The sequence below is a fragment of the Xaviernesmea rhizosphaerae genome (assembly GCF_001938945.1).
Taxonomy (GTDB): domain Bacteria; phylum Pseudomonadota; class Alphaproteobacteria; order Rhizobiales; family Rhizobiaceae; genus Xaviernesmea; species Xaviernesmea rhizosphaerae.
Genome location: NZ_MKIO01000021.1, coordinates 440,724 through 450,306, shown reverse-complemented (window position 1 = coordinate 450,306; position 9,583 = coordinate 440,724). Strand labels below are relative to the sequence as shown.

Annotated in this window: 15 protein-coding genes and 1 pseudogene; all 16 read left to right on the top strand. The window is 64.9% G+C overall.

The annotated features are described in order from the left end of the window. Positions 1 to 5 precede the first annotated feature (5 nt). The 16 genes and pseudogenes from BJF92_RS05910 to BJF92_RS05855 all read left to right on the top strand — a co-directional run bounded on the left by BJF92_RS05910 (position 6) and on the right by BJF92_RS05855 (position 9,450). Entirely contained in the window at positions 6 to 212 is a 207-nt protein-coding gene (locus tag BJF92_RS05910; RefSeq protein WP_075633814.1) for a hypothetical protein, read from the top strand. Continuing rightward, a complete protein-coding gene (locus BJF92_RS25495; protein WP_158032197.1) occupies positions 212 to 361 on the top strand; it encodes a hypothetical protein in 150 nt (49 codons plus the stop codon). Before BJF92_RS05910 ends, BJF92_RS25495 begins: the two co-directional genes overlap by 1 nt. Positions 362 to 432: 71 nt before the next feature. Further along, entirely contained in the window at positions 433 to 603 is a 171-nt protein-coding gene (locus BJF92_RS25490; protein WP_158032196.1) for a hypothetical protein, read from the top strand. Further along, entirely contained in the window at positions 600 to 737 is a 138-nt protein-coding gene (locus BJF92_RS25485) for a hypothetical protein (RefSeq protein WP_158032195.1), read from the top strand. Before BJF92_RS25490 ends, BJF92_RS25485 begins: the two co-directional genes overlap by 4 nt. A 100-nt stretch (positions 738 to 837) precedes the next feature. Next, positions 838 to 1,062, top strand: a complete 225-nt coding sequence (locus tag BJF92_RS05905; RefSeq protein ID WP_075633813.1) for a hypothetical protein — start codon at positions 838 to 840, stop codon at positions 1,060 to 1,062. Further along, entirely contained in the window at positions 1,059 to 1,394 is a 336-nt protein-coding gene (locus tag BJF92_RS05900; RefSeq protein WP_143523919.1) for a hypothetical protein, read from the top strand. Before BJF92_RS05905 ends, BJF92_RS05900 begins: the two co-directional genes overlap by 4 nt. Further along, a complete protein-coding gene (locus tag BJF92_RS05895) occupies positions 1,387 to 2,205 on the top strand; it encodes a hypothetical protein (RefSeq protein ID WP_075633811.1) in 819 nt (272 codons plus the stop codon). Before BJF92_RS05900 ends, BJF92_RS05895 begins: the two co-directional genes overlap by 8 nt. Further along, positions 2,198 to 2,362 (top strand): hypothetical protein, encoded by a 165-nt coding sequence (locus tag BJF92_RS25480; protein ID WP_158032194.1) that lies wholly within the window; start codon positions 2,198 to 2,200, stop codon positions 2,360 to 2,362. The genes BJF92_RS05895 and BJF92_RS25480 overlap by 8 nt, the downstream gene beginning before the upstream one ends. Further along, complete coding sequence (locus BJF92_RS05890) at positions 2,355 to 3,119, top strand: hypothetical protein (RefSeq protein WP_075633810.1); 765 nt, start codon at positions 2,355 to 2,357, stop codon at positions 3,117 to 3,119. The genes BJF92_RS25480 and BJF92_RS05890 overlap by 8 nt, the downstream gene beginning before the upstream one ends. Further along, complete coding sequence (locus tag BJF92_RS05885; protein ID WP_075633809.1) at positions 3,116 to 3,970, top strand: hypothetical protein; 855 nt, start codon at positions 3,116 to 3,118, stop codon at positions 3,968 to 3,970. The genes BJF92_RS05890 and BJF92_RS05885 overlap by 4 nt, the downstream gene beginning before the upstream one ends. Then, positions 3,967 to 4,638 (top strand): MazG-like family protein, encoded by a 672-nt coding sequence (locus BJF92_RS25725; protein ID WP_075633808.1) that lies wholly within the window; start codon positions 3,967 to 3,969, stop codon positions 4,636 to 4,638. Before BJF92_RS05885 ends, BJF92_RS25725 begins: the two co-directional genes overlap by 4 nt. Continuing rightward, positions 4,631 to 4,792, top strand: a pseudogene (locus tag BJF92_RS26405) (helix-turn-helix domain-containing protein); the annotation flags it as partial. The gene BJF92_RS25725 and the pseudogene BJF92_RS26405, both read left to right, overlap by 8 nt. A gap of 23 nt (positions 4,793 to 4,815) precedes the next feature. After that, on the top strand, positions 4,816 to 5,973 hold the full coding sequence (locus tag BJF92_RS05870; RefSeq protein WP_078057858.1) for a tyrosine-type recombinase/integrase: 1,158 nt from the start codon (positions 4,816 to 4,818) through the stop codon (positions 5,971 to 5,973). A gap of 556 nt (positions 5,974 to 6,529) precedes the next feature. Next, positions 6,530 to 8,431 carry a pilus assembly protein TadG-related protein gene (locus BJF92_RS05865; RefSeq protein ID WP_075633805.1) on the top strand — a complete coding sequence of 634 codons (1,902 nt, stop codon included), beginning with the start codon at positions 6,530 to 6,532 and terminating at the stop codon, positions 8,429 to 8,431. Between the two features lie 2 nt (positions 8,432 to 8,433). Further along, positions 8,434 to 9,009, top strand: a complete 576-nt coding sequence (locus BJF92_RS05860; RefSeq protein WP_075633804.1) for a TadE/TadG family type IV pilus assembly protein — start codon at positions 8,434 to 8,436, stop codon at positions 9,007 to 9,009. After that, positions 9,010 to 9,450, top strand: a complete 441-nt coding sequence (locus BJF92_RS05855; RefSeq protein ID WP_075633803.1) for a TadE/TadG family type IV pilus assembly protein — start codon at positions 9,010 to 9,012, stop codon at positions 9,448 to 9,450. Positions 9,451 to 9,583: the final 133 nt, after the last annotated feature.

Below are 9,583 nucleotides of genomic sequence, written 5' to 3'. Positions count from 1 at the left end.
CCCGCATGACAAAAGCCCTGCAGCGCATCACCGACGCCGAGCGCACCACGCGCGAGATGGCCGACCACATGCGCGCCTATCCCGGCTGCACCACAGGCGATCTCGCCTGCCATTTTCCGGCAGGCGACATCGCGCTCTACGGCGATGCTGCGGCAAAGCTGGCGCTGGCGGGCGACACCAAGCGCATCGACGGCAGGCGGAGTGCGCAGTGATGGACACGGCCGCCATCGCCCGCCGCCGCGCCCGCGCGGCGCGCGCCGAACGCAACGTCCGCCACACCCTGCTTTGGGCCACCACCGCCCTGATCGTCGGCGGGATCTTCTGGGCGGTTTTTCTGATGACGGTCTTTGGAGGACGATGAACCGCTTCGGCGTCCCGCGCCGATCGCGCGGGACTGCGAAACCGTTCCCCTCTTTGAAAGGAGCATGCCCCATGAAACTGCCTGACAGACCCACGCTCCAGCATCTGACCCGCCGCGCCTGGTATCAGGCGCCGATGGCCACGCTGGTCATTTCCGTCGCTTGCTTGCTCATCATCGGCACCCAGATGTCGCTGCAGCTGATCGAGATCGAGCGGCGCATGGCCATCGAGGCGCGGGTATGATCCGCCGGCTCCTGCCGGGCGCCAGCAACCGGCGCGACTGGCCGGCCAGCCTTGCCCTCGGCCTGCTCTTTTCGCTCGCCGGGCTTGGATATCTCGGCCTTGCGCTCGCGGTGATCCGCGCGCTCTGGCGCTAAGCCGCCGCCACAGCCAAAAAGCCCGGCCCTCCCGCCGCACCCGCGGCACACCCGACATCGACACCTCACCCCAACGCGCCCGCACAAGGAGACGCGAACGATGACGCATATCACCATCCTGCTGGACGAGGCCACGGAGGCGCGCCTGCGCCAGGCGGCCGAGGAGCATGACCGCTCGCCCGAGGACATCGCCTTCCTGACGCTCGCCGAAGGCCTTCACCACGCTTTCGTGACGCGCGAGGACGATCCCGGCGCAGACCTGCCGGCCCCGCATCCCGACTATGCACGCGCCCGCGCCGAGGCCGCAACGGGGCTGCTGTCATGACCACAGGCCCACGTTACCCCTCGATCCGCAACCGCCACATGCCCGCCGAAAGCGTGGTGCTGCGCGACTGGCACGCGGGCGTGACGCCCGTCCAGATGGCCGCGCGCTATGGCGTGGCGCGCAAGACGGTCATGAAATATCTGGCCGCCCGCACGCCCTTCTGGCGCGCCGAGCGCACCCGTCCGCTCATCGCCGATGAACGCCGCATCCTGGTCGAGCATATCGAGCGCACGGCCCAGAGCGATCAGATCTCGCTGATCTCCCTGCCGCGCAACAGCATGCACCTGGCCCAGCGCCGCGACAGCGGCACGATGCGAGGCCTCCATGTCTGACAGAAAAAACCACGTCACCTTCGCCGCGCAATGGCTGTACGTCCTACAGCCCTTCATCGAGTATGGCCAATCCCTTCCGGAGGAGACCACCTTTATCCACGGTCACCTGTTCGTGGAACCGGCGCGCCAGGGCGGCGCGCTGATCATCGCCGCGAACGCGCATGCGCTTCTGCTCATCCACGATCAGCAAGCCTCCTGCAGCGGACCACTCACCCTGGACGTTCCCGAAGATGCCTTTCAGGCCGCCACGCCGCCCGAGCCTGCGATCTTCTGGCAGGAGGGAGAGAGACTGACCGCCGAAATGCCGGAATGGATGCAGCCGGGGCGCTTCGTTGCGCACGACCATGGCATGTGGATCGAGCCGCGCATGCGCCATCCGCAGTGGGCCGAGGAGCGGCAGGACTTCTTCCCGATGCTCCAAATGAGCACGACCGTCCCTGCGGGATATACCGTTCAGGGCCTCGATTTCGAGATTACGCCCGGAATCAAGCCGCAGTGGCGCAGGATGCTGACTGCGGCCTTTGCCGATGCCGGCGACGGCGCGACAGCCCCGCTGGCCTTTGACCCGGCCATCGTCAGCCAATTCGACAGGATCTGCGCGCTGACCAGAAAGCAGTCCGGCGAAAAGGGCGCCGCAACCTTTCACCGCGCCACCAGGAACAGAGAGGGCACGCCCGGCCCCATCATCATGACCTTCGAGGGCCATCCGCACATTGTCGGCACCTACATGCCGCAGCGTGCCGACGGCTATGTCGGCCCGTCCTGGGCCCTGCTGCATGCGGCGCGCGAGGGAGGCAAGGCCAATGGCTGAGAAGAGCCTGATCGTCACCACCACATGGCGCAACGACAATCCCGGCACGATCTGGAACCAGCTTGCGCTCCGCCTAGGACGGCAGCCGACGAATGCGGAGGTGGCAGCGGAATGCCGGCAGATAATGCGGGAAGCGCGGAGCAACGCGAATGGCTGACCTCCCCGTCCCCTTCACCGGCGCCATGGTCCGCGCCCTGATCGAAGGGCGCAAGCGTCAGACCCGCCGCACGATCAAGAGACTACGCGGCGGAGCAGCATTTTGCCGGATTGCGGATCTTTGGCCTGCGCCCGCCGTCCTTGATTACAGATTCGAGGACGCGAACGGCGTCTGGCACGACATTAATAAAGACGAGCTGCTCGACCGCCTGCCCTATCGCGTCGGCGACCGTCTTTGGGTCAAGGAAAAATACCTGCCAGACCCTCCGGCGAACGATCCGTCGTGGGATGACCACACATGCACCTATGTCGAATGGAGCGGGTGCGGGAGCAAGGTCAGCGATATCCCACCAGCGCTGCGCCTGCCGGATCATGTCCTCTATGCGACAAATCCGTCCTTTTTCGGATACCAGATGCGCTGGCGCCCCGGCATGCACATGCCCCGCTGGGCCTCCCGGATCACGCTGATCGTGACGGAGGTTCGCGTGGAGCGCCTGCAGGCAATCCGTGAGGCCGACGCGATCGCGGAGGGTATCGAGCCACATAAGTCTGGATGGATGCCTTATGCGACCATGTTTTACGAGTCGGACGGCGTAACGCCCGCGAACTATCATGTTGATCCACGCATCAGCTATATGCAGCTCTGGGAGAGCATCAACGGTCCGCGGAGTTGGGACGAAAACCCTATGGTTGCCGTCTACACCTTCGCCCCGCCTATCCTCGCGAACATCGATAGCCTGCCAGGGGCTGCGCCATGACCCCAGCGCCCCTCGCCCACGCGCTCGCCCTCCTGCCCAATATCGTCGAGACCGCAGTCCTCGCCGCGCCTCGCTGGACCGAGAGCCGCAACGAGGCCGCCGCCCGGCTGGAACTCTGCCTCTATGAAGAAGGCACGGGCAAGGTCACGCCAATCGCCGTGATCCTGCCGGACTGCCCCTTTGCCGACCGGCGGCTGATGACCAACGCGCCGGTGTGGATCGCCGCGCTCCTCACTCTCCTGGCAGAGGTTTGGCGCCGCCTCGAGGCGCAGGGCCAGCCATGCCCCTTGGCCATCGCGCTGCCCGAAAGCCTCATCGACATCGATGCCGCCAAGGGAGCATGGCCCGTCATCCGCGATACATCCGGACTGGTGGAGGGGCGATGGGGCGAGGGCTTTGACACCACGACGGGCAAGCCGGGCGTGGAGCGGCTAGACCCGATGACTGGCGCATTCGAGCCGATCGCGACGGTGCTCCGCGCCTGCCCCTTCGACGACAAGCGCCTGCTCATCAGCGCGCCGGAGCACATCGCCGCCCTCGTGGCGCTCGTCCGCGACGCGCTGCGCCGCCTGCGCGCGCTGGAGCCGCCGCCCGCGCCAGCCCCGCCGCGCGGGCGCAAGGGCCCGGCCGACCACGCCCAGCTCGCCGGCATCCTCTGCGGCCAGCGGATCTTCCAGGTCTTCCTGGCTGAGCGCCACGGCGTCGAGAGCGCGGACGAGACCCGCGCCGCCAACCGCGTCCGCTCGCTCTGCCGCGTCACCTCGCGCGCCGAGCTCAACACCAACCCCGCCGCGGCCGGCGCTTGGCGCCGCTTGCATGACGAATTCCAGCTTTGGAGACAGGGACGATGACGTCAGGAGATCTCGCCCGCCTGCGCGCCGCCAACATTGCGCGTCAGGAGGAATGGTGCCCAGGCCGGAAGCCGGACATGAGCTTTCGCGCCATCGAACTCGCTGGCGAAGCTGGCGAGGCGCTCAATGTGGTCAAGAAGCTGGAGCGCGAGCGCCAGGGCTGGGCCGGATCCCGCGCTACACTCGAACAGCTGGCCGAGGAGCTGGCGGATGTCGTCATCTGCGCCGACCTGCTCGCCCTCGCCGCGGGCATCGACCTCGCCGTCGCCGTGCCGCGCAAGTTCAACGCGACATCGGAAAAGGTGGGGCTGGCAACGCGCATCGAGAGCGGCAGGGATGCCCTGCGCGCCGCCTACAAGCAGCTCGAGCAGCAGATGATGGAGGCGGGTTTCGCTGTCACGAGCAGCGAGCCTCTCGCTTACATCTCTCTGCAGACGCTGGTTCGGCTGGTCGCGGACAAGAGCGGTCAGTATCAGATGACGGTCCCGCGCGATCAACCCGGGCCGACAGAGATCGCGCTCTTCACCTGGCCCACGCCCTTTCCTGAAGCCGATCCGCCACAGCTGCAAAATGTCACGGCCGAGGGCGGTTGCGATCAACAGCCTGGAGGTGCTGCGGAAGCGGTGACCGCATCTGGGGCCGCAGCCTTGGAGAGCAGAAATGCCTGACCTCCTAACGCCGGCGGAGGCAGCGGCACAACTGCAAATTTCCGTACGCCAACTTCGTGACTTGACCGACGACGGGCAGTTGCGGTGGATTAACGTTGGCAGAGGCTCGGTGCGAGCCTTGCGCCGTTACGCGCAGGAAGATCTGGACGAGTTCAAAGCCAAACGATCGAAAGTCTCATGTCCCTCTACAAGCGCCCCGGCAAAGACACATATTCCTATGACTTCGTCGTCAGGGGCCGTCGATTTTCTGGCGATACTGGCGCAACGAAAAAGCGGGACGCAAAAGCCGTCGAAGACAATCAGCGGGAAATCGCCAAGGCGCTGATGGCAGCCGAGGCCGCCCTTCCATCCGACAGGATGGGTTTCGAGGCCGCAGCCTTGCGCTGGTATCATGAGATCGGCCAGCACCATAAAAACTATGAGACGACGCTGAAGGTGCTGGACTGGCTCAAGACCCAGATCGGCGGCAACACCGACCTGATGGACATTGACGACGCCCTAGTGGCGCGCATCGTCGCCAAGCGCCGCGGCGAGCGGGTAAGTCGCCGGCATGCCGATGGCAAGATCCATGAAGGCAAGCTCGTCAGCCCCGCGACCGTCAACCGAACCTGCACCCAGCCGCTGCGCGAGATCATCCTGCGCGCTCGCAAAGTCTGGAAGATCCGGACAGGCGATGTCCGATGGGGAGAGCATCTCCTGCGCGAGCCTCAAGAGCGCGTCCGCGAGGCCTCGATCGGCGAAGAGGACGCCATCATGTCGCAGCTCGAGCGCGGCTATGACGACGCGATCCGCTTCGCCTTCCTGAATGGATGTCGGCGGATGGAAATCCTCGGGCTGGAATGGTCACATGTCGACTTCTTTTCCCGGCGATTCACAGTGACAGGCAAGGGCGGGAAAATCCGCACCATCCCCATGTCGCAAGAGACGTTCGACATTCTGTGGTCGATCAAGGACCATCACCCCGTCAAGGTTTTCACGTTCGTCGCGAAAAGAACCGTAAAAAAAGAACAGCTGGTTCGGGGCCAGCGATACCCGCTCAGCGAGAGCGGTTTGAAGAGCGCGATGCGCCGGGCTGTCCCAGCGGCAGGCGTGGTCAACTTCCGGTTTCACGACACTCGCCATACAGCCGCCACCCGCGTGCTGCGCGCCAGCAATCTGCGCGTGGCGCAAAAGCTGCTCGGCCATGCCGATGTAGCCACCACAGCCAAATACGCGCACGCCCTCGATGATGACCTGCGCGCCGCCTTGGAGGCGACAGCAAATCCCACGAAAATTCCCACGAAGGACGATGCCACCGTGGCTAAGGAGTTTAAGATAAAGAGAAATTCGGAGTGAGGGGATCGTTCCCCCAGTCAAGTGCGCTACCGGGCTGCGCTACGCTCCGACACGGCGAGATCCCTATAGGACCAATAATTTAGGCGCAAGCCCCTTTTTCACTTTTCTTCAGAAAACGGGCCAGAAGCAGGTGCGTGACAGGATCTGACGGCATGATCTCCGCAAGGTCGCATTCGGGGCAAACCTGCCGCGCGCCGTGCAAGCAACAACCAGGCGCAGCGACACGCCAGAGTCAGAGCGCGGAATGCGAGCAATTGCCTGTATTTGCGTCGTTTCGGCGAAGGACCGTGTGAATTTTCGTATAAAATTAATAGCATAGGATCTAATAGAAAGCAGAAATTGCCTGCCGTAGATGACGAACAACGCAGATCCGTTCGTTGCCGATCGCGCGGCGTGACCTGGGGCCGTGCAGCAGGCCGAGAAACGCCAGAGGGTGTCGATGATGCGCCGCCAGTTCCCTCAAGAGCCTCCTCGCCCGGCCGAAGCGGCGATGATCAGAAGGACCAGCCGGCCGGCCGGTCCGCTCTTGCGCCTCCTTCGTTCCCGCAGTGGCGGTATGGCGCTGATCGGCGCGCTGACCCTGCCCATGGTGATCGGCGTCGGCGCGCTTGCTGTGGACTACGGCCGCGCGCTCAATAGCCAGGCGGAACAGCAGCGCGCCGCCGATCTCGCCTCCTATGCCGGCGCACTCGCCTATGGCGGCACCAAATCGACCGACAGCATGCGCGCGGCGGTGATCAATGTTGCCGCATTGCAGAAAATTCCCGCAAGCGCCGTCGTCGCAGAGCTGGTCGATTCGCCCCGCACTTCGGGCGCCAAGGCGGTGAATGTGACGATCACCACCAGCGGTCCGACCTTCCTTGCAAAGCTGTTCGGTACCAATGCGCTGACGATCCAGGCGATTGCCTCCACGGAGATTGGTAGCGGCAGCAGCGGCGATGCGGCCGGCTGTGTCATTGCGCTCGATGCCCAGGGCACCGGTGTCACGATGTCCGGCGGCACCACGCTCAATGTGCCCAACTGCACTGTGGCCTCCAACGCCACGATTACCTCGCCCTGCGGCACCAAGATTGTCACCAAGGGGGCCTTGTACAATTCCGCCTCGCCGCCCGATCAGCCAAGCTGGTGCCAGACGATCCAGAAGCAGGACGGCACGCCGGCGCCGATCAGCAAGGGCGTGACGGCCGATCCGCTGGCCAGCAATCCCGGCGTGCTGGCAGCGGTCGCCCGTTTCAACGACCAGCCATCGCTGCAGGCGCCGGCAAAACCGGCGACTGTCAATGGAGCGGATCTCGTTTTCGATCCCTGGGACACGAGTAAGCAGCAGGCGCTCAAACAGGCGCTTGCCGCGCAAGGCTGTCAGGCCAGCTATAGCGACAATGAAAAACTCTGGCGCGTGACCTGCACCAGCACATCGATGACCTTCGGCGATCTGATGATCGGCAGCAGCCTGAAGCTCGAGTTCAACCTCGCCGGCCCCGCTAACACGACCTATAATTTCAAGAGCATCCGTTCGACCGGTGGCGGCAGCTACGCCTTCGGCCCCGGCACCTTCACCGTGTCGGGCGGTATTTCTCTGAATGGTGATGCCGGCTCCTTCGGCGCAGGCACATTCCGCATCGGTCCTGCAACGAATGATTGCGGCTACAGCCTCTGCGGCAACAGCAACGGCCAGCTGACCTTTGCCGGCCCCTCCACCTTCGAGCTGTCCAACGGCGTCAAGGTGTCCGGCAGCAATGTCACCACGCTCGGCAGCGGCACGGGCAACAGCTACAAGATCGGCCCCTCCTCCGACGGGCGAGCCTTGTTCGTCGATAGCGGTTCCGCCTATCTCAGCACTGCGTCGAGCACGGCTCAGCTCTTCCGCCTGTGGGGCAAGGTCCAGAGCGGCGGCGGCACCTGCGTCGTCTTTCCCGCCGCCTCCCAGCACGACATCATGGGCTCGGTGGACATGGCCGGCGGGCTCGAATTCGGCTCCGGCCCCTATACGATCGACGGCTATATGGGCCTTGGCCAGAACAATGGCGGCTCGGTCACCTGCCAGGGCAAGGATCTGAGCTTTTCCGGCCGCGATGTCACCATCACCCTCTCGGGCAAGGAGACCATGACGAGCGATGCCTGCAAGGGCACCGCCTACTGCGCCTCCGCGGGCTATAAGGACATGGTGATGCGCGCACCCGGCTCGGGCCAGTTCGCTCAGCTTGCGGTGATCGGCCCGACCAAGGTCAAGGCCGGCGGCACGCTGACGGCCGGCGCGAGCGGCAGCAATATTTCCGGCGCCTTCTATTTCCCGCTCGCGCCGATTTCCATGAGCGGCGGTGCCTCGGCCCAGGATGCCTGTCTGTTCCTCATCGGCTCGGCCATCTCCATTTCCGGCGGCAGCGCGGCGGCGTCGCAGTGCGACAAGCTGCTGTCTTCGGGCGGGGGCGCCGGCAAGAGCGCGAAACTGGTGCGATAACCATGGTCCTTCCCTCTTTCCCCTCTCCCTCTTTCTCGCTTGCCCGCCTCGCCCGCGCGCGCGAGGGAATCGCGGCCGTCGAATTCGCCTTCATCGCGCCCCTCTTCGTGCTGCTGATGGCCGGCGTCTCCGATGTCAGCCTATTCATCATCAAGCGCATGAAGGCGGACGCGGCGGTGTCCTCGGCGGCGAACCAGGCTCTGACGAGCGGCGCCGGCCTGACATCCTCCACGGCAGACTCGACCGCCAATCTGCTCGCAGCCATCCTGCGGGCGCCGGACCCGGGTGGCACGGCGCGGATCCTCATCAATGGCAGCCGTCAATATGATGTGACCGCCACGACCATCACCGCCTCGGGTCCGGCCTCGGCGGCCGATGAATGCCGCTGCCCCACCAGCAGCGGCGGAACGATCACCTGGGGCGGAGCGGTCTCCTGTACCAGCACCTGCGCCAGCGGCGCCCCGGCCGGCAAATATGTCAGCATCGCCTATAATCGCCCCTACAAGACGATGTTTCCGAATTACGGCGTGATTCCCGGCAACGGCATCACCATCCAGACAGCGGCCCAGGTGCAGTAGATGCGTATTGCCAAGCTTGCCCGCGCCAGACAGGGAGCGACGGCGGTCGAATTCGCCATTCTCATCGGCCCGATGCTGCTCCTGCTGTTCGGGGGAATCGAGGTCTCCCGGGTGATGTGGATCAACCATGCGCTGGAAAAGGTCGCGCTGACCAGCGCGCGCTGCATCGGCATCCGCAACAATGCCTGCTCGAACGCGGGCGCCTATGACGCCAGCCGCGCCAACAGCTACGTCATCACCGCGGCAGCGGGTCTCGGCATCACCCTGGTCGCCTCGAATATCGTCATCGAGGATGGCGCAACCTGCTACGGCGCCACCGGCTTTTCCAAGGTGACGCTGACGAAGACGGTGACCTCGCCCATACCGAAGCTGATCGACCTTTTGTCAAACTCCGCCCATCAGCTCACGGCACAGGCCTGCTTCCCGACCGCGGCATCGTGAGATCCGATGCATGAAGGCGCGAAACGGACTGCCATGCTCCCATGGCAGTCTGCCTCGGCCAGCGCAGAATCCTGCCTCCGCCTTGCGCATGCCCCGCCCCGCTGAACCCTGCGCCAAGCCTGCGGCTCCGCTC

What these genes read in the sequence shown, in the direction of transcription:
- BJF92_RS05910 (WP_075633814.1), top strand. Translation starts at nt 6, where the DNA reads ATGACAAAAGCCCTGCAGCGCATCACCGACGCCGAGCGCACCACGCGC.
- BJF92_RS25495 (WP_158032197.1), top strand. Translation starts at nt 212, where the DNA reads ATGGACACGGCCGCCATCGCCCGCCGCCGCGCCCGCGCGGCGCGCGCC.
- BJF92_RS25490 (WP_158032196.1), top strand. Translation starts at nt 433, where the DNA reads ATGAAACTGCCTGACAGACCCACGCTCCAGCATCTGACCCGCCGCGCC.
- BJF92_RS25485 (WP_158032195.1), top strand. Translation starts at nt 600, where the DNA reads ATGATCCGCCGGCTCCTGCCGGGCGCCAGCAACCGGCGCGACTGGCCG.
- BJF92_RS05905 (WP_075633813.1), top strand. Translation starts at nt 838, where the DNA reads ATGACGCATATCACCATCCTGCTGGACGAGGCCACGGAGGCGCGCCTG.
- BJF92_RS05900 (WP_143523919.1), top strand. Translation starts at nt 1,059, where the DNA reads ATGACCACAGGCCCACGTTACCCCTCGATCCGCAACCGCCACATGCCC.
- BJF92_RS05895 (WP_075633811.1), top strand. Translation starts at nt 1,387, where the DNA reads ATGTCTGACAGAAAAAACCACGTCACCTTCGCCGCGCAATGGCTGTAC.
- BJF92_RS25480 (WP_158032194.1), top strand. Translation starts at nt 2,198, where the DNA reads ATGGCTGAGAAGAGCCTGATCGTCACCACCACATGGCGCAACGACAAT.
- BJF92_RS05890 (WP_075633810.1), top strand. Translation starts at nt 2,355, where the DNA reads ATGGCTGACCTCCCCGTCCCCTTCACCGGCGCCATGGTCCGCGCCCTG.
- BJF92_RS05885 (WP_075633809.1), top strand. Translation starts at nt 3,116, where the DNA reads ATGACCCCAGCGCCCCTCGCCCACGCGCTCGCCCTCCTGCCCAATATC.
- BJF92_RS25725 (WP_075633808.1), top strand. Translation starts at nt 3,967, where the DNA reads ATGACGTCAGGAGATCTCGCCCGCCTGCGCGCCGCCAACATTGCGCGT.
- BJF92_RS05870 (WP_078057858.1), top strand. Translation starts at nt 4,816, where the DNA reads ATGTCCCTCTACAAGCGCCCCGGCAAAGACACATATTCCTATGACTTC.
- BJF92_RS05865 (WP_075633805.1), top strand. Translation starts at nt 6,530, where the DNA reads ATGGCGCTGATCGGCGCGCTGACCCTGCCCATGGTGATCGGCGTCGGC.
- BJF92_RS05860 (WP_075633804.1), top strand. Translation starts at nt 8,434, where the DNA reads ATGGTCCTTCCCTCTTTCCCCTCTCCCTCTTTCTCGCTTGCCCGCCTC.
- BJF92_RS05855 (WP_075633803.1), top strand. Translation starts at nt 9,010, where the DNA reads ATGCGTATTGCCAAGCTTGCCCGCGCCAGACAGGGAGCGACGGCGGTC.